Raw genomic sequence first — 26,125 nt, forward strand, 5'->3', positions numbered from 1 at the left:
GGGCGGCGCGGCCGGGCCACCGCCGCCTTCCGTGGGAACGCCCCCACCCCCGCGCGGGTCACGGGCCCCGGCCCCGGGCGCGGAAGAGCGGGTCGCCGGCCGCGCCGCAGGATCAGGCTCAGGCTGCTCCGCAGGCGGCGCACCGGGGTGCCGCGGGGGACCTGTCGGCTCGGGCTCACCGGTCGCTCCTCGAGGTGCGGCGGGAGTCGCGGCGGGTGGTGCTTCGCTCCCGGCGGCCGGGAGGGCGGCTGCCCGGCTTCGGGCGCTTGCGCCGCGGCTCGCGGCGGCTGCGCTCCTCCCGGAGGCACTGCCTCAGCCCCTCGGGGTCGATGCCCTCGTTGCAGGCGTGGTGGAGCAGTTGGGCGAAGCGGTATTCGGCGTCGGCCCGCAGGGCGAGGGCCAGGGCGATGCGGGCGGTCGGTTCGTCCCCGGTGGACCAGGAGACCCAGCCGGCGAGGGTGAGAGGGGCGGCCGCGTGCTCGCCGTAGGCTCCGACACAGCGCCGGGCCAGGGCCCGCCAGAGCCTCAGGGCGGGGGCCGCCTCGTCGCCCTCCATCCATTCGGCCGCGACGTCCCGGATCTGGCGGTCCTGGAGGCCGAGGATGAGTGCGGCGGCCTCGTCGTGGGTGAGCAGTGCGTCGTCCCGGTCGTCGCCGAGCGGTCCGCCCTCGGCGGGCAGGGCGAGGGCCATGCGCCGCATCAGGGTCCCGGCCAGTGCGACGGTCTCGGCTCCGACCTCCTCCCTGGTCGCCCCATCGAGGATCTTGGGCACGAGGGCCCCGGCGGCCCGGTCGAGGGCCCGCTCCATCTCCTCTGCGACGGTCCCGCTCAGCGGCGCCAGCCGCCGTTCGATCTCCCTGAGGGAACCCCGGACCTGGAGCCCCGCGTACGTGGCCTCGGCGGCCAGCACCGAGGTCCCCGCCGCGGGCATCGGGCTGCCTTCGGCCGGGCAGCAGTGCCCGTCGGGGCAGACGTAGGACCAGTACCGGCCCGCGGAGAGGCACAGGGCCTCCAGTACGGGCACCTCCAGCTCGCCGCAGGCCAGCCTGATCCGCTGGGCGAGGGGGCGCAGCCGGGTCATTACCCGCTGCCCGCTCTCCTCCCCGCGCGGCTCCTGGCAGAGGAAGACGACGATGCCGTCGGGCTTGCCGCCGCGCCGTGCGCTGCCGCGGATCAGGCAGTCCGCGACCTGCCGTGCGGTGTCCTCCCATTCGGTGGTGGAGGTGGGGATGCCGACGCGGAGCCGGCCGCCGAAGCGGCCGCCCTCACCGTGGACGGCGACCATGACGAGGGAGTCGGTCGGGTGGAACCCGAGCATGTAGGGCAGCGCGTCGGCCAGTTCGGCCGGGCTGCGCAGGGTGATCTGCGGTTCGCTCGCGGCTCCCGGCACGCTGGCGGAGGGCCGCTCGGACGGGGTGCGTGATTCGTGGCTGTTCGTCATGCCACGAAGATCCCGGCGCCGGTCCGATCCCGAAAGCCCTGTGGATAACTGTTTACAGTTCAACATCCTCAGGGTCGGGTCCGCATTGGCGCGATGTCAGAGGCATCGGGTTGCATGGGGGCATGAACGCAGACCTGAGGTCCTCGGCCGACTCCGTACTGGCCCGTCTCGTGGGCGACCCCACGGGCACCGCCCGGCTGCGCGAGGACCAGTGGCTGGCGATCGAAGCCCTCGTCGCGCACAAGCGGCGGGCGCTGGTGGTGCAGCGCACGGGCTGGGGCAAGTCCGCCGTCTACTTCGTCGCCACTTCGCTGCTCCGCGCGGCCGGCGCCGGCCCCACCGTGATCGTCTCCCCGCTCCTCGCGCTGATGCGCAACCAGGTCGAGGCCGCGGCCCGGGCCGGAATCCGCGCCCACACCATCAATTCGGCCAATCCCGAGGAGTGGGAGGGGATCCAGGCCGAGGTCGCGGCGGGCGAGGTCGACGTCCTGCTCGTGAGCCCGGAACGGCTCAACAACCCCGACTTCCGTGACCAGGTGCTGCCCAAGCTGTCCGCCGCGACGGGACTGCTGGTGGTGGACGAGGCGCACTGCATCTCGGACTGGGGACACGATTTCCGTCCCGACTACCGCCGGCTGCGCACCATGCTCGCCGATCTGCCCCCGGGCGTCCCGGTCCTGGCCACGACCGCCACGGCCAATGCCCGGGTGACCGCCGACGTCGCCGAACAGCTGGGCACCGGCGCGGGTACGGACGCGCTGGTGCTCCGCGGCCCGCTGGACCGCGAGAGCCTGAGCCTGGCCGTGCTGACCCTGCCCGACGCCGCGCACCGGCTGGCCTGGCTGGCCGACCACCTCGGGGAGCTCCCCGGCTCCGGAATCATCTACACGCTGACGGTGGCGGCCGCCGAGGAGGTCACCGCGTACCTGCGCCACCGCGGACACACCGTCGCCTCGTACACGGGCAAGACGGAGAACGCCGACCGGCAGCAGGCCGAGGAGGACCTGCAGGCCAACCGGGTCAAGGCCCTGGTGGCGACCTCCGCCCTCGGCATGGGCTTCGACAAGCCCGACCTCGGTTTCGTCGTCCACCTGGGCTCGCCCTCCTCCCCCATCGCCTACTACCAGCAGGTCGGCCGCGCGGGCCGTGGAGTGGAGCACGCGGAGGTGCTGTTGCTGCCGGGGCGCGAGGACGAGGCGATCTGGCAGTACTTCGCCTCCGTGGCCTTCCCGCCGGAGGAGCAGGTGCGCCGCACCCTCGACGTCCTCGCCCAGGCCGGCCGCCCGATGTCGCTGCCCGCCCTGGAACCGCTGGTCGACCTGCGCCGCACCCGCCTGGAGACGATGCTCAAGGTGCTCGACGTGGACGGCGCCGTGCACCGGGTCAAGGGCGGCTGGACCTCGACGGGTGAGCCCTGGGTGTACGACGCCGAGCGCTACGCGTGGGTGGCCCGCCAACGGGCCGCCGAGCAGCAGGCGATGCGTGACTACGCGGCGGCCACCGGATGCCGGATGGAGTTCCTGCGCCGCCAGCTCGACGACGAGGAGGCCGCGCCCTGCGGCCGCTGCGACAACTGCGCGGGGGCCCGGTTCACCGCGGACGTCTCCACCACCGCCCTGGACACCGCCCGCGGTGAACTCGGCCGGCCCGGCGTGGAGCTGGAGCCCCGCAAGATGTGGCCGACCGGTCTCGCGGCGGTCGGCGTGGACCTCAAGGGACGGATCCCCGCCGGGGAACAGGCCTCGACGGGACGGGCCTTGGGCCGGCTGTCGGACATCGGCTGGGGCAACCGGCTGCGCCCGATGCTCGCCCCGCACTCCGTGGACCAGCCGATTCCGGACGATGTGACACAGGCCGTGGTGGCGGTCCTGGCCGACTGGGCCCGGGGCCCGGGCGGCTGGGCCTCGGGGGCGCCCGAGGCACCCCCGAGGCCGGTGGGTGTGGTCGCCCTGCCTTCGCGCTCCCGGCCCCAGCTGGTCGGCTCGCTGGCCGCGCGGATCGCGGAGATCGGGCGGATTCCACTGCTCGGGACGATGGCGTACACGGATCAGGCACCGGAGTTCGGCCTGCCGTCCTCCAACAGCGCTCAGCGGGTGCGCGGACTCCACCAGGCCTTGACCGTGCCGCCTGCCCTGGCCGCGACACTCACGGAGGCAGCAGGTCCCGTGCTCCTCGTGGACGACCGCGCGGAGAGCGGCTGGACCCTGGCCGTGGCCGCCCGGCTGCTCCGACGGGCGGGCGCGCGCGAGGTGTTCCCCCTGGTACTGGCGCTCCAGGGGTAGCCGAATGCGTCATCCCGGGCGCGGCGGGGCAAGGATATGAACGGCATACCGTTGGATTCCGGTCGGCGACGGCAATTGCTCGTTGCCGCATGCTCGGAGGCCACGCGAGAATTGCACTGCTCCCGCTCGGCTCCCCGGCGCTCTCCTGGGCCGTGCTGCGGCGCGCCCGAACTCCAGCAGTGCCCGTCCGCGGGCGGTACACGAAGGGAGGACCGTGACCTTCGGATCCGCCCCGCCCTCGACCACGTCACTGACCATGGCCGCCGGCGGCACCAGCCGGCACGGCAGACTGCTGGAACCCGCCGAATGGACGGCGTCGGGCATTCCCCTGCTCCGCAATCCCCGTGAAGTCGTCAGCGGTCTGCACTCCCGGCACGCCCCGGTCCCGTCGACGGCGGTCATCGCCGTCCTCGGCCCGGAGGAGCAACTCGTCGCGAGCGCTTCGTTCGTGCAGCGGTCGGTCTCGGCCGACGGCTGGGAGTACCGCAACGCCCTCCTGTCCCGACTGCGCCGCGTCCTCCCGCACGACTTGCGGCGACGCACCCCGGTGCGGACCGCGGTGCTCCTCTACTGCCGCGACGGCGACGAGCGGTGGACCGAGGAGGACGGGGCCTGGATGTGGGGGCTGCGCGACGCCTGCACCCTGCACGGCCTGCGGTGCGGCGCGTACATCACACTGACCCGCGACGGCTGGCAGGTACTGGGTGAGGGCCGGGGCGGCCGACGGCCCAGCTCGGATTCGCGGCCGCAGCGTCTCGGCGACACCGTGGCCGAGTTCGCCCCTCTCGCCCTGCACACCGGTGGCGGGGCGGCCGAGGCCCTGCGCCGGACCGCGGCACGCTGAGCACCACGCGCGGCCGCCCCTGCCGCGAGGCGGAGCCGTCCACCGCGAGCCCCCGCACGTAGGCGGGCCCAACGGCCGTACACCCTGGAGCGGGCGTACGGCGGATCAGGCCCAGGGCTTCAGCGGGGCGGGCTCACGCCCCGCCCCGCCCCACGCCCCGCACCTGGGTACGGGGCGTCAGACGCCCGCACCCAGCACGGAGTTGATCTGCTGCGGATCGCCGCACACGATCAGCAGCGCACCGGCCCGCGCGAGCGCGACCGGCAGGGTTCCGGCGAGCGTGCCGACCACACCGCCGTTGGCCGCGAGGACCACGACAGGGCGCCCGGCGGCGCGCTGGACCTGCGCCGCGTCCGCGTAGAAGACGTCGTCCCCGGCGTCGTGGAGGGCCCAGTACGCGGCCTCACCGAAGGACAGCTCATGCGCGGCCCACGGGTGCGGGTCGCCGGTCGTGAGCACCAGGATGTCGCCGGGCGCGCGCCCGGTGTCGAGCAGCAGGTCGACGGCCTCTTCGGCCGCGTCCAGCGCGCCCTCGGCGGAGGCCGGGATCAGCTGGATCTGCGGCACCGCGGCCGAGACGGACGGCGCGGCGGGAGCGGCAGGGGCTGCGGGGACGGGTCCGGGGGTGGCCTGCGGCGCACGCTGCGCGGGCGGTGCGGGCCGGGCGGGACCGGGGCGTCCGGGCCGAGGTACGGCTACGGGACGCGGACCAGGGACGGGACGGGGGGTCGGCGCGGTGCGGCTGGCGGCCGGCGTGACGCGGGGACCCTGGGCACTCTCGTGAATCTGAGGCTCCTCGATGGCGGGGGTGAGAGGCGGGTTGATGTCTGTCAGACACCGGTACGAAAAGTACCGGCTGGTGGCACATGGGTGCGATCAGAAATCGAAGCCGAGTTGGCCTCCGATTTCCAGCTCCATCGATTCCTCGCTGCGGCGCACCTTCTTCAAGTGGCGCCACCGGGGCAGCGCGTCGAGGTACGACCACGAGAGCCGGTGGTACGGGGTGGGTCCCCGTTCCTCAAGTGCCGCCCGGTGTACGGGCGAGGGATATCCGGCGTTGGCGGCGAAACCGAAGTCTTCGATCCCGTCGCCCTGTTGGCCGAGTCCGGCCATCATCCGGTCACGCCTCACCTTGGCGATGACCGAGGCCGCCGCGACGGCGACGCAGGACTGGTCGCCCTTGATCACCGTCCGAACCCGCCAGGGCGGGCCGAGATAGTCGTGCTTGCCGTCGAGTATCACCGCGTCGGGCCGCACGGGGAGGGCCTCCAGGGCCCGCTCCGCCGCCAGCCTCAGGGCCGCGGTCATGCCCAGCTCGTCGATCTCCTCCGGGGAGGCGTCGCCGAGGGCGTACGCCGTGACCCACTCCTCCAGGACCCCGACAAGGGCGTCGCGCCGCTTGGGCGTGAGCAGTTTGGAGTCGGTGAGCCCGGCGGGCGGCCGGCGCAGACCGGTGATCGCCGCGCACACGGTGACGGGGCCGGCCCAGGCCCCTCGTCCGACCTCGTCGACCCCGGCGATGACCTTGGCGCCGGTGGTTGCACGGAGGGAGCGTTCGACGGTGTGGGTGGGTGCTTCGTACGGCATGGCGCCAGCAAGATTACGCCGCCCCGCGCCGCCTGCACACCCCGGCCCGGCTCCCGCAGCGGCGCGGCCCGCGACGGGGCCCCGTCCGGGCTGCCGCGAGTCCCTTTCCGGGGCCGCCGACAAGCCGCCGACAGGCCACCGTGAGACGACCGCGGGACCGCCGGGAGACCGCCCGCGAGAGCACCGAGGAACGCCCGTGAGAGCGCCCGCGAGAGCGCCGACAGGCTGGCGCACGGTCGCCCACCAGGCCGCTTCCACCCGGACCCCGCACCGCTGCCGCAGCGCTCCCGGACCCCTGCGTCCGCTTCCGCGCGCCGTTTCCGCTCCCCCTCCGCGCCCCGTGCCCCGTCTCACACTCTCAGCGCCGGCACCATGACCTCGTCGATCATCGCCCCGATCTCCGCGTCCCCCCATTCGCTGCCGCGCACCTTCGCCCCGTACATCAGCAGCGCCGGGATGACGTCGACGAGGTACGGACCGATCGCGTCCGGCCGGACGTCGCCCCGCTCGATGCCGCGTGCCAGGAGCTCCCTGATCTGCTCCTGGGCCGGCTCGTGCAGCCCCGACCGGATCACCCCCTGGAAGCGGCCGGCGTGCGCGTGGTCGCATTCGTGAAGGACCGATCGCAGGGCCAGCCCGGCCCGTGAGGACATGACGTCGCGCATCCGCACGCACAGGAGGAACAGGTCCTCCCGGATCGATCCGCGGTCGGGAATCACGCCGATCGGCGGCAGCCCGGACCGCAGCACCTCGGCCACCAGGTCCGCCTTCGAGGGCCAGCGCCGGTAGACGGCGGCCTTGCCCGTCTGCGCACCCGCCGCGACGCCTTCCATCGTGAGCGCGTTCCAGCCGACGGTGCTCAGCTGTTCCAACGCGGCGTCGAGAATCGCCCGTTCGAGTTCGGGACCCCGTCTGCGTCCCGGTGACGCCGCCGACCAGCGCGAACCCGCCATCATCCGAACCTCCCACCGGCCGGCGCGCCCGCCGCGCGCCCCTCGTACACATTTTCAGCCTTAGTGAACGCTTGCGTTCCCTAAGGCCGGGCTCCTACCGTAGGCCCAAGTGAACGGATGCGTTCACTGTTTCACTTTGGTGGCGGGATCCTCAGTGACAAGCTCTCAACTCGCCACGCCCCGAATACCGGGAGCGGCCCGACGCGAGGGGCGCCCCGGAGTGGCGCTCACCGTCATCGCCGCCTGTCAGCTGATGGTCGTCCTCGACGCGACCATCGTGAACATCGCCCTCCCGCACATCCAGACCGCCCTCGCCTTCAGCACCACCGACCTCTCATGGGTGCTCAGTGCCTACACCCTGACCTTCGGCGGACTGCTCCTGCTGGGCGGCCGGGCCGGTGACATCCTGGGCCGGCGCCGGGTCTTCATGGCCGGAATCCTGCTCTTCACCCTGGCCTCCCTCCTCGGCGGCTTCGCCCAGGAGCCCTGGCAACTGCTCGCGGCCCGCGCCCTCCAGGGCGTCGGCGGCGCCATCGCCTCGCCGACCTCGCTCGCGCTGATCACCACCACCTTCGCCGAAGGCCCCGAACGCAACCGGGCCTTCGGGGTGTTCGCAGCCGTCTCGGCCGGCGGTGGCGCCATCGGCCTGCTCGCGGGCGGCATGCTGACCGAGTGGCTCGACTGGCGCTGGGTGTTCTTCGTCAACGTGCCGATCGGTGTGCTGATCGCGGTGCTCGCGCCGCTCTACATCAGCGAGTCCGAGCGCCACCCCGGGCGCTTCGACGTCGCCGGAGCGCTCACCTCCACCGGTGGCATGGCCTCGCTCGTCTACGGGTTCATCCGCGCCTCCGAGGACGGCTGGCGCGACTCGCTCACCCTCGGCTCCTTCTTTGCGGCCGTCGTCCTGCTCACGCTGTTCGTGGCCATCGAGTCGAGGGCCCGGGAACCGATCATCCCGCTGCGGATGTTCGCCGACCGCAACCGCGCCGGCACCTACCTGATCATGCTCGGTCTGGCCGCGGCGATGTTCGGCATGTTCTTCTTCATCGTCCAGTTCGTCCAGAACGTACTGGACTTCAGCCCGATCCGGTCCGGGCTCGGCTTCCTGCCCGTCACCGCCGCCATCATCACGGCGGCCGGCCTCTCGCAGCGCTTCCTGCCGCGCCTCGGCCCCAAGCCGTTCATGGTCACCGGCACGGCCCTCGTCGGCACCGGGCTGTTCTGGCTGTCCTTCCTGCGGACCGACTCCTCGTACGTCTCCGGCGTCCTCGGACCCATGCTGCTGTTCGGCTTCGGCATGGGCCTCAACTTCGTGACGCTCACCCTCACCGCGGTCTCCGGCGTCGCGCCCAGGGAGGCCGGCGCCGCCTCCGGGCTGCTCAACGCCAGCCAGCAGGTCGGCGGCTCGCTCGGCCTGTCCATCCTGGTCACCGTCTTCGGCACGGCCACCCGTGGCGAGGCCGGGAAGCAGACCCAGGCCTTCATCGCCCAGGCAGATCCCGCTCAGCTGGCCGCGGCCAAGGAGTCCGGGCGGCTGCCCGACCCCTGGGGAGACCTCGTGCTCGCCCACGGCATCTCCACCGCGTTCCTCGCCGCCGTGGCGATGGCCGGCCTGGCCCTGGCCACCGCACTGCTGGTGATCCGGGTGCGCAAGAGCGACCTGGACGCCCTGAACGGCGCGGCCTCCAAGGCCGGCCCGGCCGCCTGAGCGCGTTCCGCGGTACGAGGGCCCGGGCCGGGAACGATCCCCGCGCCCGGGCCCTCGTACACGGGCTCCTAGTACTCGATGCGGCTGCCGAAGGTGCCGAGGCGCGAGCACTCCGCGTACGAAGCGGTCACCGGCCGCTCGCGCAGGATCTTCCGCGCGCGGTACTCGCTCAGGCTCATCGCGTACCAGGGGACGTCCCCGGCCCTCGACATCTCGTCGTTGATCCCCCGCAGGGCGCAGGACCGCTGCGGTTCGGGCAGCCCGTCGAGGGCCGGCACCGCGTCGGCCGACAGGGACTGGAAGTAGGCGAGGTCGATCTTGCCGTCGGCCTTGTAGCGGGCCACGTTGTTCTCGGCGACCATCCCGTCCGGGGACAGCAGACCGAAGGCGAGCACGGCCGCGGCGGCACTGCCCGCGACCGCGCGCGGCAGCCAGCGGGCACCGAACACCCCAGCCGCCATGATCAGTACGATGACCAGCCCGAGCCAGAGCTCCATCGCCTCGACCGACACGCGCAGCCTGGTCAGCCCGTACGCGTCCACGTAGAGGTCCATCCGGCGCAGCGCCGAGGCCACGACCACCAGCGTCATCGCGCACAGCACCCCGAGGACGACCCGGACGAAGCGACGGTCGCCCGCTCCGGCCCGCGGAGCCCAGCGCAGGGCGAGCGCGATCACGGCGAGCGTCAGCAGGGTGGCCCAGAGCAGCTGCCAGAAGCCCTGCCGGGCGTACTCCGAGTAGGTGAGACCGGTACTGCGCAGGACCTTGTCGTAGCCGCCGAACAGGACGGCCAGCTGGACGGCGTTGAAGCCGGCGAAGAGCAGGTTGAGCACGATGAGCGGCAGTGCCCATTCGACCCGGGAGCGCGGCCTGCCCGGCGCGACCTCGATCCGGTCCCAGCGCAGCGGGGCCGCGGCGGTGTGGGCGGCGGCGAGCGCGAGGACGGCGCCGAGGACGAAGAGAACGGTCCGGAAGGGGCCCTCCCCGACGGAGACCTCGGGCATGAGGTCGCCCGCCAGGTCGGCGAAGGCGGCATCGGCGGAGGCGAAGAGCGTGCCGAAGAGCACCAGCAGTGCGGCGGCGACGGCGGTCGCCTTCAGCAGGGGCAGCCAGCGGTCCTTGCTGATGCCCCCGCTGCGCGACCGCAGGCCCGCCCAGGCCCATCCGATGCCGCTCACGGCAGACGCGAAGAAGCCGAACGGGCTGAGCAGCACCCCGTGCCAGGTGCGGCTGCCGTGCAGGGCGAGCGCCCCGAGCAGGACGGCGGTCAGGATCGCGAGCGTGGTCGGCCAGGCGGAGTCGCGCAGGGCCGGTACGACGAGGAGCACGAGGCAGCCGACCGCCCAGACCAGGCTCCAGGGGCGGGGCGCCCGGCCGGCCGCGCGGGCGGCGACGTACGCGGCGACGGCGGCCGGCAGCACCGCGAGCGGCAGGCCGGGGCCGAGACCGTCGCCGAGCAGCAGCGCGGCGGCGAGACCGGCCGCGAGGGCGGCGGCGAGCGTCGCGGACTGCACGGGAGCGGCTTCGGCGGGACGTATCCGTACGGCCCACGTGGGCGGGGCGGCAGCCTTGGCGAGGGCCGCGGCGCGCTCACGCTCCTGGCGTGCCTGCCAGGCGGCATGCGGGCCGGCCTCGGGGGACCTCGGGGGCTGCTGGCCTGCCGGGGTGCCGGGCTGTGCGCCTGGCGCCGGAGCCGGCGGTGCGGTCGGCTCCGGCGCCCCACCGGCGGCCCCGGACGCGGTTTCATCCACGCCGTCGGTGCTCTCTGACATCAGGATCCCCTCCCTGCGGGCCGCCCCGGCATTCCGGTTCGGGGCGGCTGAGCGGTCAGCGTAGGACGCGACAGGGAGGTTTTGAACAGGATCAAAAGACCCTGTGGCAGGACCGTGACAAACGGAAGGGGGCACCCCGACAGGGGCACCCCCGGACCGACTCGGGCAGGACCTAGCTCGCCGCCGCCTCCGGCAGCCAGGCCGGAAGGGCCTCGGTGCGGGCCAGCCAGGCCTCCGGCAGCACCTCGTCGCCGCGGGCGCCCAGCACCCCTCCGACGATGGCGCAGGTCGTGTCGACGTCACCGCCCACCTGCGCGGTGGTCCAGAAGGCCCGCTCGTAGTCATCCAGAGAGCGTGCGGCCGACCACAGGGCGAAGGGCACGGTGTCGTGGGCGCTCGTGCGCCGCCCGCAGCCCAGGACCGCTGCGACCGTGGTCGCGTCGCCGTAGTCCAGCATGTCCCGCGCCCGCCGCAGCCCCGCCCCCACCGCGCTGCGCGGCACCAGGGCGATGACGCCGTCCAGCAGGTCGGAGGCCTTCGGCGGGCCGGCCGGATCCGCCGCGAGCGCGGCCGCCGCGGCGACGGCCATGGCCCCGCACACCGCCTCGCGGTGCTGGTGGGTGGTGTAGGAGGAGATCTCCGCCTGGTGCGTGGCCTGCTCGGGGTCGTCGGCGTACCAGGCTCCGAGCGGAGCGATCCGCATGGCGGCGCCGTTGCCCCAGGATCCCTGCCCGTTGAACAGTTCGGCGGCGAGCGTGCGCCAGTCCTCGCCCTCCCGGATCAGCCTCAGCATCCGGTTCACCGCGGGCCCGTAGCCCCGGTCGAAGTCGTGGTGGTGGGCGAAGGAGCTCGCGAGCGCGTCCTGGTCGATGCGGCCGTGCCCGGCCAGCACGGCCACGACCGAGCAGGCCATCTCGGTGTCGTCGGTCCACTGCCAGGTCTCGGTGCCGACGGGCAGTTCGCGCCGCTTGAGCAGCGGGTAGTTCACGGGGACGAAGTACTGGGAGCCCAGGGCGTCCCCCAGGGCCAGCCCTCGGAGGCTGGACATGGCGCGTGCGTAGCGCCGTTCGGGAGTGGAATCAGGCGTCATCGCGGGCCACTCTAGCCGTCGAGGTCGTAAGGCTCGGGTGTGGTCCACCGCTCAAACGGGCGGTCCAGCCGGTAGCGGCCGTCCGGGCCGCGCATGAGGACCCGGTATTCGCCGTTCCCGGGATTGGACAGCGACTCGAACTCGGCCACCGACCAGTGGAACCACCGCATGCAGAACAAGCGCATGGTCAGCCCGTGCGTCACGAGCAGCACGTTCTCGGGATGGTCCGGGGCCTCGAAGCTGCGGTAGAGGCTCTCCAGGAAGGACCCGACCCGGTCGTACACGTCCGCGCCCGACTCCCCCTGCGCGAACCGGTAGAAGAAGTGCCCGTACGCGTCCCGATAGGCCTTCTGGAGCCGTACGTCCTCTCGCTCCTGCCAGTTGCCCCAGTCCTGCTCGCGCAGCCGCGGTTCTTCGCGCATGCGGACGCGGGTCGGGTCCAGCCGCAGTTCCCGGAAGGTCTGCAGGGTCCGCCGGTAGGGCGAGACGTAGGCACTGATCGTCTCGTCGCCGAAGAGCTCGCGCAGCCGCTCGCCGGCCGCCGCGGCCTGTTCGCGCCCCTTCCTGGTCAGCCGCAGGGCGTGGTCGGGCTCGCGCTCGTACACCGAGTCGTCGACGTTACCCTCCGATTCCCCGTGCCGGACAAGGACGATGCGACGTGGTCGAGACATCCCACGACCCTATTCGGCCACCGGCGGGCCGAACGACGGGCACGCCGGTCAGGGCCCGGCCGCCCCGGCGGTCGTCGTACATCCGTACCGCCGTGCCGTCAGACGATCACACCGTCCAGGACGGTTCGAGATCGACGACGTCGCCGGTGAGGGCCTCGACGTCGGCCTGGATCTGGGCCCGCAGGGAGAGCCGCTCCACCCGCTCCTGGCGGTACTTGCCGTGCTCGGCCGCCGCGTGCCACATCGACAGCACCAGGAACTCCCGGCCGGGGGCCTCTCCGAAGAGCCCCCGGATCATCCCGGGCGAGCCGGCCATGGCCGGGTTCCACACCTTCTCCTGCATGAGGGCGAAGTGGTCGAGCCGGCCCTCGCGGACCCTGGTGTGCGCGACGCGTACGACGTCGGCGTCGGTGAACCGCGGCTCGAACCCCGTCTTCACGTCGAAGCGGTGGTCGAAGAGGGTGACGCGCAGATCGGTGTAGGTGCCGTTCTGCGACGCGGCCAGCCGGTCGTGGCTGCGGGCCATGAAGGAGTCGTAGAAGGAGCGGCTCTCCCAGAACGCGAAGACATGCGCGACCCCCTGCCGGCCCCGGCTCCAGCCGCCGCCCTGCCCCCGGAATCCCGGCTCGCCCGGCAGCCCCGCCCATTTTCGCTGCCCGCGCTCGAACCCCCGTCGGTCCGTCACCGTGCAGCGAATCCACTTGACCAGCACTGCGCCATCGTACGGTCCCGGCGCGTCCCCGGTCAGTCCCCGGCGCGGTGGATCCGCACCAGATCCGCCTCATCCCGCCCGGACAGCCGAAGGCCGAACTCCCTGTCGAGCACCGCGATCAGCTCCTCCGGCCCCACGCCCTCCCGCTCGGCCCGGCCGTCCGGATGCAACCGGGTGAGCTCGCGCCCGACCAGCGCCAGGCGGACCGCGTCGCCGGGCCGCTGCGCGATGACCCGGGAGACGAAGGCGGAGCGGGGGTGCGTGGAGCTGTAGTGGTTGAGGACCGCGTAGTCGACGGGGTGGTAGCGCTGCGGGGAGAACGCGTACAAGTCCCGCCAGGCTCCCCCGCGCAGGACGCACAGCACGAGGACGCCGCCGTCCTCCTCGCGGACGCGGTACGTCCACTCCCCCTGCCGCGCCTCGGCACCGGGCCGGCCCAGCGGGACGGGCTCGCAGGGCCCCTGGTAACCGAACCCCGCGTCGCAGAGCCATGGTTCGCCCTCGACCGTGACGACGAGGACGGCGTGCGTCACGGCCGTGAGGGCGTCTCCGCGCGTGCGGTTGCGGGCACCGCGCCCGGAGACCTCGAAGCCGATCCGCTCCAGGGCGGCGGCCAGCAGCGAGTTCTGCTCGTAGCAGTACCCGCCGCGGCGGGCGTGCACGAGCTTGCCCTCGATCGCCTTCATGTCCAGCTCGACGGGGCGGCCGAGCAGCACGTCCAGGTTCTCGAAGGTGACGGCGGCGGTGTGGGCGCGGTGCACTGCGTACAACGTCGCGAGATCCGGCCGGAGTTCCCCGGAAGCCGTCCCCGTTGGGAATCCGATCCGCGCCAGGTACGCGTCCAGGTCCAGCTCGTCACCGCTCCACATGGCTCCCCGTCCCCCGCCCCACTGATCACGCGTGCGGCTGGAGACTAACCGGTGATCGTTTGAGCGGGAAACGAGTATCCGGTCACCGGCGCGGACATGCCGAAGGGGACCGGCCGGCGGCCGGTCCCCTTCGTTGCACTGCCGGTCAGCGGGCCCGGGGGCCTACCGACCTACTGGCGTCAGCTGCAGCCGCTGGTGGAGCCGCAGCCCTCGCAGATGTAGCAGGAGCCGGCGCGCTGCATCTTCGTACCGCACGAGAAGCAGAGCGGGGCGTCGGCGGAGACGCCGAGCTGCATCTCGACCAGTTCGGCACTGCTGTGCGCCGTCTTCGGAGCCGGGACCGGGACGGTGACCGCGGCCGGCTTCGGGGCCGACGGCACCGCGGCGAGCGGGGCCGACTGGGCCAGCGACTCGGTGTCCAGCTCCTCGTCGAGGGGCTCGTAGGAGCCGGTCTCCAGGTGGCGCTGGCGTTCCTCGGCGGTGTGGATGCCGAGGGCCGAGCGGGTCTCGAAGGGCAGGAAGTCCAGCGCCAGGCGGCGGAAGATGTAGTCGACGATCGACTGCGCCATCCGCACGTCCGGGTCGTCCGTCATGCCGGCCGGCTCGAAGCGCATGTTGGTGAACTTCGAGACGTAGGTCTCCAGCGGCACGCCGTACTGGAGGCCGACGGAGACGGCGATAGAGAAGGCGTCCATCATGCCGGCGAGCGTCGAGCCCTGCTTGGACATCTTCAGGAAGACCTCGCCGAGACCGTCGTCCGGGTAGGAGTTGGCGGTCATGTAGCCCTCGGCGCCACCCACCGTGAAGGAGGTGGTGATGCCCGGGCGGCCCTTGGGGAGGCGCTTGCGGACGGGTCGGTACTCGATGACCTTCTCGACGGCGGCGCGGATGGTCTCCTCCGTCTTGGCGGTGACCTCCTCCTTCTCCTCCTCCTTCTTCTTGGCGGAGAGGGGCTGGCCGACCTTGCAGTTGTCGCGGTAGATCGCGAGCGCCTTGACGCCCATCTTCCACGCCTCGAAGTAGATCTCCTCGATCTCCTCGACGGTCGCCGTCTCCGGCATGTTGACCGTCTTCGAGATCGCGCCGGAGATCCAGGGCTGGATCGCGGCCATCATGCGGACGTGGCCCATCGCGGAGATGGAGCGCTCGCCCATGGCGCAGTCGAAGACCTCGTAGTGCTCGGTCTTCAGGCCCGGGGCGTCGACGACCACGCCGTGCTCGGCGATGTGGGCGACGATCGCCTCGATCTGCTCCTCCTGGTAGCCCAGGCGGCGCAGGGCCTGCGGGACGGTGCCGTTGACGATCTGCATGGAGCCGCCGCCGACGAGCTTCTTGAACTTGACCAGGGCCAGGTCCGGCTCGACACCGGTGGTGTCGCAGGACATCGCGAGACCGATGGTGCCGGTCGGCGCGAGGACGGAGGCCTGGGAGTTGCGGAAGCCGTTCTTCTCGCCGAGGCGCAGGACGTCCTGCCAGGCCTCGGTGGCCGCTGCCCAGATCGCGTTGTCGAGGTCGTCGGTGCGCGGCGCGGCGGCGTTGGCGTCGGCGTGCTGCTTCATGACGCGCTTGTGCGACTCGGCGTTGCGGGCGTAGCCGTCGTACGGGCCGACGATCGCGGCCAGCTCGGCGGAGCGCTTGTAGGCCGTACCGGTCATGAGGGAGGTGATCGACGCGGCGAGCGTGCGGCCGCCGTCCGAGTCGTACGCGTGGCCGGTGGCCATCAGCAGGGCGCCGAGGTTGGCGTAGCCGATGCCCAGCTGGCGGAAGGCGCGGGTGTTCTCGCCGATCTTCTGGGTCGGGAAGTCCGCGAAGCAGATGGAGATGTCCATCGCGGTGATGACGAGCTCGACGACCTTGGCGAAGCGCTCGGCGTCGAAGGACTGGTTGCCCTTGCCGTCGTCGTTCAGGAACTTCATCAGGTTGAGCGAGGCGAGGTTGCAGGACGTGTTGTCCAGGTGCATGTACTCGCTGCAGGGGTTGGACGCGGTGATGCGGCCGGACTCGGGGCAGGTGTGCCAGTTGTTGATCACACCGTCGTACTGGATGCCCGGGTCGGCGCAGGCCCACGCGGCCTCGGCCAGCTTGCGGAAGAGCGCCTTGGCGTCGACCTTCTCGATGACCTCTCCGGTCATGCGGGCGCGCAGGCCGAACTCGGTGCCGTTCTCGACGGCCGTCATGAACTCGTCGTTGACGCGGACGGAGTTGTTGGCGTTCTGGTACTGGACGGACGTGATGTCGTCGCCGCCCAGGTCCATGTCGAAGCCCGCGTCGCGCAGGGCGCGGATCTTCTCCTCCTCCTTCACCTTGGTCTCGATGAAGGCCTCGACGTCCGGGTGGTCCACGTCCAGGACGACCATCTTGGCCGCGCGGCGGGTGGCGCCGCCCGACTTGATCGTTCCCGCGGACGCGTCGGCGCCGCGCATGAAGGAGACCGGACCCGAGGCGTTGCCGCCGGAGGACAGGAGCTCCTTGGAGGAGCGGATGCGGGAGAGGTTCAGGCCGGCGCCGGAGCCGCCCTTGAAGATCATTCCCTCTTCCTTGTACCAGTCGAGGATCGACTCCATGGAGTCGTCGACGGACAGGATGAAGCAGGCGGAGACCTGCTGCGGCTGGGGCGTGCCGACGTTGAACCACACCGGGGAGTTGAAGCTGAAGATCTGGTGCAGGAGGGCGTAGGTCAGCTCGTGCTCGAAGATCTCCGCGTCGGCGGGCGACGAGAAGTAGTCGTAGTCCTCGCCGGCCTTGGTGTAGGTCTTCACGATCCGGTCGATCAGCTGCTTCAGACCGGTTTCGCGCTGCGGGGTGCCGACCGCGCCGCGGAAGTACTTGCTGGTGACGATGTTGACCGCGTTCACCGACCAGAAGTCGGGGAACTCGACGCCGCGCTGCTCGAAGTTGACCGAGCCGTCGCGCCAGTTGGTCATGACGACGTCACGACGCTCCCAGCTCACCTCGTCGTAAGGGTGCACGCCGGGGGTGGTGTGGATGCGCTCGATACGCAGGCCGCCCTTGGCGGCCTTGGTCCCCTTGGCGCGGGAACCACGTGCCGAGCTGCTCGCCGTCTCTGTCATGCCGCCTCCCAATGCGGGCAAAACGCCCTAAAGTGCCAGCGCTATTCCGCGGCACGGTGCTGTGTATCTGTATCTACGTCTCTTCGCTCGGCTGACCGGCCGCACCGCGGCGCCTGGGCTCCACGGTGAGGGCCGTCCGGTCAGTCGGCGGCGGAGGCGGGCACGGGGACCGAACCGGTCCCCCCGGGCTCGCACTCTTCAGGATGAGGCCGCGGCTCGCGGAGTTCCGCGATGGCGGTCTCGAAGTCTTCAAGGGTGTCGAAAGCTTTGTAAACGGACGCGAACCGCAGGTACGCGACCAGGTCGAGCTCCTGCAACGGGCCGAGGATGGCCAGACCCACGTCGTGGGTGGTCAGCTCGGCACTCCCGGTGGCGCGCACCGCCTCCTCGACCCGCTGGCCGAGCTTGGCGAGGGCGTCCTCGGTGACCGGTCGCCCCTGGCACGCCTTGCGCACGCCGGAGATGACCTTGGTACGGCTGAAGGGTTCGGTCACCCCGCTGCGCTTGATCACCATCAGCGAGGCCGTCTCCACCGTCGTGAATCGACGGGAGCAGTCGGGGCACTGACGGCGCCTGCGGATCGACGTGCCGTCGTCCGTGGTGCGACTGTCGACGACGCGGCTGTCGGGGTGCCTGCAGAAGGGGCAGTGCATGGTTCCCTCACCCTCCCTCTTGGCACGACTGAATCACCCCACGGGGCCCCTGAACGACAGGGCCAAGCTCTGTCGGGGGCTCGTGAAGCAGCCACAAGCATATGCGATGCCGGGACCCTCGGCAGACCGAGGACCACAACCTCTGGGTGGCAGCGCTCATCCAACCACTAGATCTTGGGTTCCGGCGGATTTAACCCACTCCGCGTGTCGCACCGTCCGATAGCCGGATACGAGGCCCCGCGGTGCCACACTGGGCGGAGCCCCGCCGGTGGCGACCCGACCGGGAAGGGTACCGTAAGCGGCGAATGCCGAGCCGAACCCGCGTTCGGCAAACCGAGCGTCTATACACCTCTTGATATGCCCACGCGGGACGATCTGCGATTTTTCACTCGAACGTGTGTTTGGCGCAACCTTTCGAAAGCTACTACCGTTGTCCAGCTAGGGAGAACATTTCGAGAGGGGCCGACGTGACCACGACCGCAGACAGTGCCACCATCACTGCCCAGAACCGCTCCCAGAGCCGACTCGAGCCGGTGCATGCCATGAACGACGCAAACCTGAATCCGGAGGCGGAGCCCGTCGTACGCCCCGCACGCTCGCTGCCAGGTCGACCTCCAGGCATCCGCGCCGACAGCTCCGGACTCACGGACCGGCAGCGGCGCGTCATCGAGGTCATTCGCGACTCCGTGCAGCGCCGGGGCTACCCGCCGTCGATGCGCGAGATCGGCCAGGCCGTCGGACTGTCGAGCACGTCGTCCGTCGCCCACCAGCTGATGGCCCTGGAGCGGAAGGGCTTCCTGCGGCGCGACCCGCACCGCCCCCGCGCCTACGAGGTGCGCGGCTCCGACCAGCCGAGCTCGCAGCCCACGGACACCACCGGCAAGCCCGCCGCGTCCTACGTCCCCCTGGTCGGCCGGATCGCGGCCGGCGGCCCGATCCTCGCCGAGGAGTCCGTCGAGGACGTGTTCCCCCTCCCCCGCCAGCTCGTCGGCGACGGTGAGCTCTTCGTCCTCAAGGTCGTCGGCGACTCGATGATCGAGGCCGCGATCTGCGACGGCGACTGGGTCACGGTGCGTCGCCAGCCGGTCGCGGAGAACGGCGACATCGTCGCCGCGATGCTGGACGGCGAGGCCACCGTCAAGCGTTTCAAGCGCGAGGACGGACACGTCTGGCTCCTCCCGCACAACGCCGCCTACCAGCCGATCCCCGGCGACGAAGCGACCATCCTCGGCAAGGTCGTCGCCGTACTGCGTCGGGTCTGACTCCCGCCGCCCCCATCCAGCCCCCGGGACCCACTGCGCCGGTCCCGGGGGTTGTTGTGTGACGGCTGCCGCACCGACTCCCCGCTACTTGCCGTCGGCCTTCGCGGCGGCGTCGATGGCGGCCAGCGAGCGGCGGGCCTGGTTGCGGTCCGTCGTGTACCAGAAGTCCGGAAGCGTGGCCCGCAGGAAGCTCCCGTAGCGGGCCGTGGCCAGCCGGGGGTCCAGTACGGCGACGACACCCCGGTCGCCCGAGGCCCGCACGAGCCGGCCCGCGCCCTGGGCCATCAGCAGGGCGGCGTGCGTGGCCGCGACGGCCATGAAGCCGTTGCCGCCGTGCTCCTCCACCGACTTCTGGCGGGCGCTCATCAGCGGGTCGTCGGGGCGCGGGAAGGGGATCCGGTCCATCACCACGAGCTGGCAGCTGGGGCCGGGCACGTCCACGCCCTGCCACAGCGACAGTGTCCCGAACAGGCAGGTCTTCGGGTCGGCCGCGAAGGCCTTGATCAACTCGCCGAGCGTCTCCTCGCCCTGGAGCAGGATCGGGTTGTCGAGCCGGCCGCGCAGCTCCTCGGCGGCGGCCTTGGCGCCGCGCATGGAGGAGAAGAGCCCGAGCGTGCGGCCCCCGGCCGCCTCGATCAGCTCGGCGAGCTCGTCCATCATGTCTCCGCGGGTGCCCTCGCGGCCGGGCGTGGCCAGGTGCTTGGCCACGTACAGGATGCCCTGCTTCGGGTAGTCGAACGGCGAGCCGACGTCGAGGCCCTTCCAGGCCGGAACGTCATCGCCCTCGACCCCCTCGGGAGAGAGCCCCAGCGAGGCGGCGACGCCGTTGAAGTCGCCGCCGAGCTTGAGGGTGGCCGAGGTCAGGACCACCGAGCGGTCCTCGAACAGCTTCTCCCGCAGCAGGCCGGACACCGACAGCGGGGCGACCCGGACGGTGGCGCCGAAGCGGTCGTGGCGCTCGTACCAGACGACGTCGTACTCGGAGCCGTTGGTGATCCGCTCCGCCACCGTGTGGATGCCCTCCACGCCGGCCAGGGCCTGCTTGCGGACCGCGTCCTCGTCGTGGACGGACTTGTCGCGGGTCGCACCGATCGCGGAGATCACGTTGCGCGCGGCGTCCCGCAGGGCCATCAGCGCGTAGCCCAGGTCCTCGGGGACCACTTCGAGGCGGCCCGGGAGCGCCAGCTCCATGACCCGTTCGAAGGACTCGGCGGCGGTCTGCAGGGAGTCCGCGATCTTCTCGTCGACCAGCTTGGCCGCGCGCTTCACGGCCCGGTTGACCTGCCCCGGCGTGAGCTCGCCGGTGGCGACCCCGGTCACGCGGGAGACCAGTTCGTGCGCCTCGTCCACGATCAGCACTTCGTGCTGGGGCAGGACCGGGGCGCCTTCGATGGCGTCGATGGCGAGCAGCGCGTGGTTGGTGACCACCACGTCCGCGAGCTTGGCGCGCTCGCGGGCGGCCTCGGCGAAGCACTCGGCCCCGTACGCGCACTTCGTCGCGCCCAGGCACTCGCGGGAGGAGACGGAGATCTGCCCCCAGGCCTTGTCGGACACGCCGGGGGTCAGATCGTCGCGGTCGCCGGTCTCCGTCTCGTCGGCCCAGTCCCGCAGGCGCAGCAGGTCCTTGCCGAGCTTGCTCGTGGGGGCGGCCGCCTCGAACTGATCGAAGAGGCCCTCCTCCTCGTCCTGCGGCGCACCCTCGTGCAGGCGGTGCAGGCACAGGTAATTGGACCGGCCCTTGAGCATGGCGAACTGCGGGCGGCGGCGCAGCTGCGGGTGCAGCGCCTCCACCGTCCGCGGCAGGTCGCGCTCGACGAGCTGCCGCTGGAGCGCGAGGGTCGCCGTGGCGACGACCACTCGCTCCCCGTGAGCGAGGGCCGGCACCAGGTAGCCGAGGGACTTGCCGGTGCCGGTGCCGGCCTGGATGAGCCGGTGGGAGTTGTCGTCGATCGCTTCGGCGACGGCTTCGGCCATGGCCACCTGGCCGGGGCGCTCCGTGCCGCCGACGGCGGAGACGGCGGCGTGCAGCAGGTCGGGGAGGGAGGGCTTCGTCATAGCACTGCCAACCCTACGGGGCCGCACCGACAGTGAGCGCACCGGCGAGGAATCACGGCCGGTACAAGGGGTTGGGTACGGTGCCGTGCTGCACGGCGTGCGGGCGGTCGGGTCGGTCGCGGTAGCCGTCCTCGTAGAGCCGGTTCCGGTTCAGGCAGAGCCGTCCGATGCGCTCTCCGAGCAGGTCGAAGAGCTCGTAGCGGTCCTTCAGCTCGGGGAAGCGCGCCTGGTGGCGCACGATCTCCGCCCGTACGAGGGACCAGAACTCGCCCTCCGGGACGTCCAGGCGGTCCTCGCACAGCGCGGAGAGATAGCGGAAGACGCCCACGAAGAGGCCGGAGTGGATGAACTGGGGCAGGAAGTCCGCGGGCTCGCTGAGCAGGACCGCCCGGACCTCGTCCGGCAGCGAGGCCAGCTCGGGGAGCGGCTCGTCGCTGATGTTGATGTCGTCCACGAAGTCCTTGACCGCGAGCCGGACCGGGACCTCGTTCTCGTCGAAGATCACGACGGCGTTCTCCCCGTGCGGGGAGAAGACGGTGCCGTAGCGGTAGAGGAAGTGGAGCAGCGGGGGCAGCACGGCGGCGAAGAGGCGCTGGAGCCAGACCGCCGGGGCCAGACCGGAGCGGGCGACGAGCTCGGCGGTGAAGGACCGGCCGCGCGGGTCGGTGTGGAGGAGGGAGGCGAGCGTACGGGCGCGCTCACCGGGGGCGAGGCGGCCGGTCAGGGGCTCGCGCCAGATCGCCCCGAGGAGCTCCTTGTACTGGTAGGGGACCTCGGGGAGCTCGTCGTAGACGGGATGGCGGACGGTGACGGAGGCCACTTCACCGAGCAGGATCACCCCGCATTCGTCGCGGAGGAAGGGGTCACCGTCGCGGAGCGAGTGGATCCAGGCGGTCACGGCGGGAGCTGCCAGGGCCAGCTCGGAGGGCAGGCCGCGCCAGACCATCGTGTTGAAGACGGAGAGCGGCAGCTTGACGCTGTGCCGGTCGGGCCGGGTGAGGTTGAGGAAGGTACGGATCGACTGCTGCGGCAGGCGTACGTCGGGGTCGGCGGGCAGCGGGACGAGGGTGCCGGCGGCGAGGGCCGGGGCGAAGAGCGGGAGGACCACCTCGTCCCACTGCCAGGGGTGGACCGGGAAGTAGAGGTAGCCGAGCGGGTCCAGGCCGCGGTCGCGCAGGCTCTGGTCGAAGGCGGCGCGGGTGACGGGATCGAGCTCAGCGGAGTAGAGGCGGGCGGGGTCCTGCAGGCCGGCGGTGCCCCGGTAGGCGGCGATCGAGGTGTGGGCGGCGAGCCAGGGCAGCCGCTGGCGGGCGCGGGCCTCGGGCGCCCAGGCCGCGGTGTCGGAGGCGGAGAGTCCGATGCGGCCCTTGTTGAGGACGAGCCAGGGGTGTCCCGTCTGGTGGCCTTCGAGCGCGGCGTAGTCCAGGTCCGCGAGGACGTCGGCGGTGAGCGCGGTGTGGTCGATCCGGGCGTCGGCGGCGAGGGTGGCACTGAGCTCGCGGACGAGGTGCCCGAGGGTGGCGCCGTCGAGGCCGAGGAGGGTGCGGGCGCGGATGAGGAAGGCGTACGGGTCCCCGAAGGCGCCGGGCGGCTGGGTGGAGGGCGGTGCCGGGGTCAGGGTGATGGTGTCCGGTGTGACGTGCCAGCTGCCGTAGACGCGGCGGCGGGCATGGAAGCCGAGGACGCTGCCGTCGTCGAGGGTGAGGCTCCATGCGTCGCCGTTCGGGGCGGAGGCGCGGACCGGGCTGATGATCTCCTCGTAGGCGAACTCGGACAGCATTTTGGCGAGCAGTCGGCGGGCCGCGAAGTCCCAGGTCGAGCGGGTGAGTTCGGGGGGCGTACAGGGGTGCTGGGGCGAGGGCGGCACGGGCGGTTCCGTGGCGCCGTGGGGGGTCGGAAAATTCTGCACGGGTCTCCTCGGGGCTCGGGAACTTTGCCGCGTGGCGCGGAGTTTTCGAAGGGAGAGGTGCGAAGCGGCGGGCGGTCGGGGCCTGCGGGGCGGCAGTCAGAGGAGATTGCGCAGCGCCCGCTCCCGGATCATCAGGGCGGCGCGCTTCTCGGGTAGGTCGATTTCCGCGAAACAGCGGAAACCAGAACCCAGGAAGGCTGATACGGAGGGGGTGTTGCGGATGTCCGGTTCGGCGATGACGCGTGTGCAGCGAGGCCGGTTGTCGAGCACCAGGTCGGCGACGGCGCGCAGCAGTGTGGTGCCCAGGCCCCGGCCGCGGTTCGTTCCGTCTCCGATCAGCAGGTGGATACCCGTGTCGTGGGGGCGCGCCGGGTAGTACCGGGACAGCGGGTCGAGATCGGCCCGGTAGATCTCCCAGTAGCTCATCGGCGTGCCGTCGAGCAGGCCGAGGCAGGGGATGCTGCGCCCGTCTCCGTCGAGCTGGGCCCGTAGGTGGGCCTCGGTGACTGCTTCGGGGCCGGCGAGCTCCCAGTAGGCGTCGACATCCGGATCGTTCATCCAGCCGGCGATCAGCCGCAGGTCCCTGCTGGGGCGTACGGGTTCGAGGCGGAAGGCTCCGGCGGGTGTCTGCGTGCTGCCCCAGAGGGCCGGGGAATCGAGCAGGTCCGCCTCGGCGAGCAGGGGCAACCGGTGCGCGGGGAGCCGTAGTTCGATCGTATCGCCGATGGTGCGCGGGCTGCCGAACGGACGGGCGGCGGAGGAGGTGGGGTCGGCAGTGGTTTCGGTGGAGGGCATCGGGGGCTCTTCTCCGTGTCGGCGCTGACGTGTCAATCGTGGAGGGGGTTGGCGATGGTGACGTAGACGGACTGGGTGTCCACGGGACCGACCAGCTCGTCGAGGCCGCCCAGGCGGGTGAGCAGATTCGCCTTGCAGCGCAGGGTGGGTGAGTCGAGGAGCCGCGCGGGGAGCGGGCCGAGGTGGGCTGCCTTGCCGAGGAACCGGCGGAAGGCGGCCAGCAGTACGCGCTCGTCGGCGAGGCGCTGGGAGCCGAAGGCACCGACGAGGCCGAGCACGTTGTTGATGCCGAGGTAGTACGCGAAGCGTTCGTCCGTGACGGCGTCGGAGACGAAGGTGTCGCTGACGCTGCCGATGCCGGGGAGCCGGTGCTCCAGTTCCGCGCGGCGGGAGGCGCGGAAGTAGTAGCCCTGGTTGTCGCGGAAGCGGCCGCCGACCGGCCAGCCGGCCGGGTCGAGGAGGACCAGGGTGTTCTGCTGGTGGGCTTCGAGGGCGATGCCGGCGAGCGCGTCGAAGGCGAGGACCGGCAGCACCACCTGGTCGAGGTAGCGCAGGAACCACTCGGCGGCGACGGCGGAGGTGGGGCGGCCGGTGCTCGCGGCGAGGCGGGAGACGGTCTCGGCGAGCCGGGAGGTCATGCCGGTCCGGCCGGGCCACGGGCGGGGTGAGGTCAGGGCGGCGACGCAGACGGCGTCGTCGGAGGAACGGAAGGGGTTGTGGCGCAGCAGGGCGTCGAGTCCGGGGACGGGGGTGCCGTCCGGGGCGTCGACGGCGACCCAGGCGGGGTCGCGGACGATGTCGAAGCCGGGGTGGGCCGTCTGCCACTGCTCGGCGAGACCGGTGCGGAGCAGCCGGTGGACCTCGACGCCGCGGTGGAGTTCCTTGCGGAGGTTCTCGCGGCGGGAGTTGGTGATGCGCAGGCCCAGGGAGAGCTTGAGCATCGCGGGGGCGCCGGGACGGTGGACGGTGCGCACGGAGGAGGTGGGGTACCAGGGGGCACCGTAGGGGCCGAGGTCGTGCAGCAGGCCGGCGTCGCGGAGGGCGGTAACGGCGGGGCGTTGGAGCAGGTCGCGGGCCTGCCAGGGGTGCAGGGGAAGGGGGGTCGCGCCATCGGGCACCGCAAGGCCGGGGGCGAGCCGGCCGAGGAGCCGGGCGGCGGAGACGGGGCGGCCGCGTTCCGTCCAGGCCGATTGGGTGGCGAGGACGGAGGGTTCGACGGCGAACCAGTGCAGGGGGAAGGAGCCGTGCAGTTCGGGTGAGTAGCGGCGGACTTCGGACTCCGAGAGTCCTTCGCGGCTCTTCGGGTCCGGTTGGAGGGGGTGGCCCAGCAGGAGCGACTGTTCGGAGGTGAGGAAGCGGTCCGTGCCGACGGGGGCCGGGGCGGTGGGGCGTTCGCGTCGGTCGGCGATGAACTCGGCGGTGCGGCGGACCGAGTCGGCCACCCTGGCCACGAGGTCCGCGGAGCCGTGCTCGGGGTCGTGGCCGTCGTCGGTGGAGGCGCGCGTACGAGCGCCTTCACGGGCGAGGAGGGCGGCGAGGGCGACGGCGTCCAGGGCGGGGGCCGTGGTGGGCGCGGCCTCCAGTCGGGCCGGGCCGAAGCGGTGCCAGCCTGCCGGGGACCAGTGGTGGACGGCGACGTGCAGGGCGGCGCCGGAGGCGGGGAGGGGGATGCGCAACGGCGTGCCGGCGGGGCCGTCGGGGCGGCGGAGTCCGGCTTCGCGGACCCAGCAGCGGAGCAGGTTCTCGACCGCCGCGGCCTCGGCGGCGACCGTCGGGTCGGGGTGATCCAGGGGCTCGGGGGGCACGGCCGGCTCCGGCCGGGCCGTGTCTCTCCGGCCGGAACGGGGCGGGGCCGTGCCGTCCTTCTGCCGGGGCACGGGAACGGTGGCGGCCACCGGGCCCTCCGCCCCGGGCGCCCGCCGTGCCGGCTCCCGGATGGAGGCGCACGCCTCGTCACTCCCGGCTGCCGTCAGGACCTCGGGGTGGTCGGCCCGGCGCTCGGTGGACGCCGGCTGCGGATCGGCGGGTTCGGCAGCCCCGGCCCAGGACTGGGCGGGCCCCGGGGCAACGGGCCGAGGGTGCACCGGCCCGGCGTGCGGGGCCCGGGGCGCGACGGGCTCGGCGGGCTCGGTCCACGGGTTGGCCGGGGCCGGCGGTGAGGCCTGCCCCTGGTCGGGCTCCGTGCGCGGGGCACGGGGCTGCGCCTCGGCCGCGGACGCGGGCTGCGCCGGGGCCGCTTCGGCGGGGGCGGTCCAAGGGCGCGCCGATGCCAGCGGTGCGGGCTGCTCGCGAGCGGGGTCCGCGTGCGGGGGGCGGGGCTGGGCCGGGGCCGGGGACGCGGGCTGCCCTGGGGTGGGCTCGGCGGGGGCGGTCCGGGGGGCGGCCGGGGCGGGGGGTACGGGGTGGCCATGGCCGGGGTCCGCGTGCGGGGGGTGGGGCTGGGCCGGGGAC

Annotated in this window: 19 protein-coding genes; 4 read left to right on the forward strand and 15 right to left on the reverse strand. The window is 72.4% G+C overall.

Going from position 1 to position 26,125, the window contains the following annotated elements; genetic code table 11:
- Positions 1-175: 175 nt before the first annotated feature.
- Positions 176-1,441 (reverse strand): DUF4192 domain-containing protein, encoded by a 1,266-nt coding sequence (locus ACZ6Y1_RS13410; protein WP_469627273.1) that lies wholly within the window; start codon positions 1,439-1,441, stop codon positions 176-178.
- Between the two features lie 122 nt (positions 1,442-1,563).
- Between ACZ6Y1_RS13410 and ACZ6Y1_RS13415 the strand changes: the two genes are divergently transcribed.
- Both ACZ6Y1_RS13415 and ACZ6Y1_RS13420 read left to right on the forward strand, forming a co-directional pair.
- Complete coding sequence (locus tag ACZ6Y1_RS13415; protein ID WP_469627275.1) at positions 1,564-3,723, forward strand: RecQ family ATP-dependent DNA helicase; 2,160 nt, start codon at positions 1,564-1,566, stop codon at positions 3,721-3,723.
- A 214-nt stretch (positions 3,724-3,937) separates the two neighbouring features.
- Complete coding sequence (locus ACZ6Y1_RS13420; RefSeq protein WP_469627277.1) at positions 3,938-4,567, forward strand: hypothetical protein; 630 nt, start codon at positions 3,938-3,940, stop codon at positions 4,565-4,567.
- Positions 4,568-4,744: 177 nt separating this feature from the next.
- Here the strand turns inward: ACZ6Y1_RS13420 and ACZ6Y1_RS13425 are convergent, their stop codons facing one another.
- From ACZ6Y1_RS13425 to ACZ6Y1_RS13435, 3 genes are all read right to left on the reverse strand, one after another.
- The gene (locus tag ACZ6Y1_RS13425) at positions 4,745-5,392 is read right to left on the reverse strand and encodes a hypothetical protein (protein ID WP_469627476.1); all 648 of its coding nucleotides are present in this window, start codon (positions 5,390-5,392) and stop codon (positions 4,745-4,747) included.
- A 51-nt stretch (positions 5,393-5,443) separates the two neighbouring features.
- The gene (locus ACZ6Y1_RS13430) at positions 5,444-6,154 is read right to left on the reverse strand and encodes a ribonuclease HII (RefSeq protein ID WP_469627280.1); all 711 of its coding nucleotides are present in this window, start codon (positions 6,152-6,154) and stop codon (positions 5,444-5,446) included.
- A 350-nt stretch (positions 6,155-6,504) separates the two neighbouring features.
- Positions 6,505-7,107 carry a TetR/AcrR family transcriptional regulator gene (locus tag ACZ6Y1_RS13435; protein ID WP_469627478.1) on the reverse strand — a complete coding sequence of 201 codons (603 nt, stop codon included), beginning with the start codon at positions 7,105-7,107 and terminating at the stop codon, positions 6,505-6,507.
- A gap of 154 nt (positions 7,108-7,261) precedes the next feature.
- Between ACZ6Y1_RS13435 and ACZ6Y1_RS13440 the strand changes: the two genes are divergently transcribed.
- Entirely contained in the window at positions 7,262-8,815 is a 1,554-nt protein-coding gene (locus ACZ6Y1_RS13440; protein WP_469627283.1) for an MFS transporter, read from the forward strand.
- A 68-nt stretch (positions 8,816-8,883) separates the two neighbouring features.
- Here the strand turns inward: ACZ6Y1_RS13440 and ACZ6Y1_RS13445 are convergent, their stop codons facing one another.
- From ACZ6Y1_RS13445 to nrdR, 7 genes are all read right to left on the reverse strand, one after another.
- Positions 8,884-10,587, reverse strand: coding sequence for a DUF4153 domain-containing protein (locus tag ACZ6Y1_RS13445; protein ID WP_469627286.1), 1,704 nt, complete (start codon positions 10,585-10,587; stop codon positions 8,884-8,886).
- A 172-nt stretch (positions 10,588-10,759) separates the two neighbouring features.
- Positions 10,760-11,677 (reverse strand): ADP-ribosylglycohydrolase family protein, encoded by a 918-nt coding sequence (locus ACZ6Y1_RS13450; RefSeq protein WP_469627289.1) that lies wholly within the window; start codon positions 11,675-11,677, stop codon positions 10,760-10,762.
- Between the two features lie 11 nt (positions 11,678-11,688).
- Positions 11,689-12,348: a histidine phosphatase family protein gene (locus ACZ6Y1_RS13455; RefSeq protein ID WP_469627292.1), complete on the reverse strand. Its 660-nt coding sequence runs from the start codon at positions 12,346-12,348 to the stop codon at positions 11,689-11,691.
- A gap of 106 nt (positions 12,349-12,454) precedes the next feature.
- Entirely contained in the window at positions 12,455-13,060 is a 606-nt protein-coding gene (locus ACZ6Y1_RS13460; RefSeq protein WP_469627295.1) for a YdbC family protein, read from the reverse strand.
- A gap of 32 nt (positions 13,061-13,092) precedes the next feature.
- Positions 13,093-13,929: an arylamine N-acetyltransferase family protein gene (locus tag ACZ6Y1_RS13465; RefSeq protein ID WP_469627298.1), complete on the reverse strand. Its 837-nt coding sequence runs from the start codon at positions 13,927-13,929 to the stop codon at positions 13,093-13,095.
- 179 nt (positions 13,930-14,108) lie between these two features.
- Positions 14,109-17,000: a vitamin B12-dependent ribonucleotide reductase gene (locus tag ACZ6Y1_RS13470; RefSeq protein WP_469627303.1), complete on the reverse strand. Its 2,892-nt coding sequence runs from the start codon at positions 16,998-17,000 to the stop codon at positions 14,109-14,111.
- Between the two features lie 140 nt (positions 17,001-17,140).
- Complete coding sequence (gene nrdR / locus ACZ6Y1_RS13475) at positions 17,141-17,653, reverse strand: transcriptional regulator NrdR (protein WP_384579736.1); 513 nt, start codon at positions 17,651-17,653, stop codon at positions 17,141-17,143.
- Positions 17,654-18,120: 467 nt separating this feature from the next.
- Here nrdR and lexA point away from each other — a divergent pair, with 467 nt between their 5' ends.
- The gene (gene lexA / locus ACZ6Y1_RS13480) at positions 18,121-18,915 is read left to right on the forward strand and encodes a transcriptional repressor LexA (protein WP_384579735.1); all 795 of its coding nucleotides are present in this window, start codon (positions 18,121-18,123) and stop codon (positions 18,913-18,915) included.
- Between the two features lie 84 nt (positions 18,916-18,999).
- Here the strand turns inward: lexA and ACZ6Y1_RS13485 are convergent, their stop codons facing one another.
- The 4 genes from ACZ6Y1_RS13485 to ACZ6Y1_RS13500 all read right to left on the reverse strand — a co-directional run bounded on the left by ACZ6Y1_RS13485 (position 19,000) and on the right by ACZ6Y1_RS13500 (position 25,647).
- Positions 19,000-20,970: an ATP-dependent DNA helicase gene (locus ACZ6Y1_RS13485; protein ID WP_469627308.1), complete on the reverse strand. Its 1,971-nt coding sequence runs from the start codon at positions 20,968-20,970 to the stop codon at positions 19,000-19,002.
- Between the two features lie 52 nt (positions 20,971-21,022).
- Entirely contained in the window at positions 21,023-22,879 is a 1,857-nt protein-coding gene (locus ACZ6Y1_RS13490; RefSeq protein WP_469627312.1) for an IucA/IucC family protein, read from the reverse strand.
- 96 nt (positions 22,880-22,975) lie between these two features.
- Positions 22,976-23,674, reverse strand: coding sequence for a GNAT family N-acetyltransferase (locus ACZ6Y1_RS13495; RefSeq protein ID WP_469627315.1), 699 nt, complete (start codon positions 23,672-23,674; stop codon positions 22,976-22,978).
- A gap of 32 nt (positions 23,675-23,706) precedes the next feature.
- Complete coding sequence (locus ACZ6Y1_RS13500) at positions 23,707-25,647, reverse strand: IucA/IucC family protein (RefSeq protein ID WP_469627481.1); 1,941 nt, start codon at positions 25,645-25,647, stop codon at positions 23,707-23,709.
- Between the last annotated feature and the right edge of the window lie 478 nt (positions 25,648-26,125).

Source organism: Streptomyces sp. NPDC053432 (assembly GCF_055585365.1).

Coding starts and splice junctions, on each gene's coding strand:
- ACZ6Y1_RS13470 (WP_469627303.1), bottom strand. CDS start 17,000: ATGACAGAGACGGCGAGCAGCTCGGCACGTGGTTCCCGCGCCAAGGGG.
- ACZ6Y1_RS13410 (WP_469627273.1), bottom strand. CDS start 1,441: ATGACGAACAGCCACGAATCACGCACCCCGTCCGAGCGGCCCTCCGCC.
- ACZ6Y1_RS13485 (WP_469627308.1), bottom strand. CDS start 20,970: ATGACGAAGCCCTCCCTCCCCGACCTGCTGCACGCCGCCGTCTCCGCC.
- ACZ6Y1_RS13435 (WP_469627478.1), bottom strand. CDS start 7,107: ATGGCGGGTTCGCGCTGGTCGGCGGCGTCACCGGGACGCAGACGGGGT.
- ACZ6Y1_RS13445 (WP_469627286.1), bottom strand. CDS start 10,587: ATGTCAGAGAGCACCGACGGCGTGGATGAAACCGCGTCCGGGGCCGCC.
- ACZ6Y1_RS13455 (WP_469627292.1), bottom strand. CDS start 12,348: ATGTCTCGACCACGTCGCATCGTCCTTGTCCGGCACGGGGAATCGGAG.
- ACZ6Y1_RS13430 (WP_469627280.1), bottom strand. CDS start 6,154: ATGCCGTACGAAGCACCCACCCACACCGTCGAACGCTCCCTCCGTGCA.
- ACZ6Y1_RS13495 (WP_469627315.1), bottom strand. CDS start 23,674: ATGCCCTCCACCGAAACCACTGCCGACCCCACCTCCTCCGCCGCCCGT.
- ACZ6Y1_RS13450 (WP_469627289.1), bottom strand. CDS start 11,677: ATGACGCCTGATTCCACTCCCGAACGGCGCTACGCACGCGCCATGTCC.
- ACZ6Y1_RS13415 (WP_469627275.1), top strand. CDS start 1,564: ATGAACGCAGACCTGAGGTCCTCGGCCGACTCCGTACTGGCCCGTCTC.
- ACZ6Y1_RS13465 (WP_469627298.1), bottom strand. CDS start 13,929: ATGTGGAGCGGTGACGAGCTGGACCTGGACGCGTACCTGGCGCGGATC.
- nrdR (WP_384579736.1), bottom strand. CDS start 17,653: ATGCACTGCCCCTTCTGCAGGCACCCCGACAGCCGCGTCGTCGACAGT.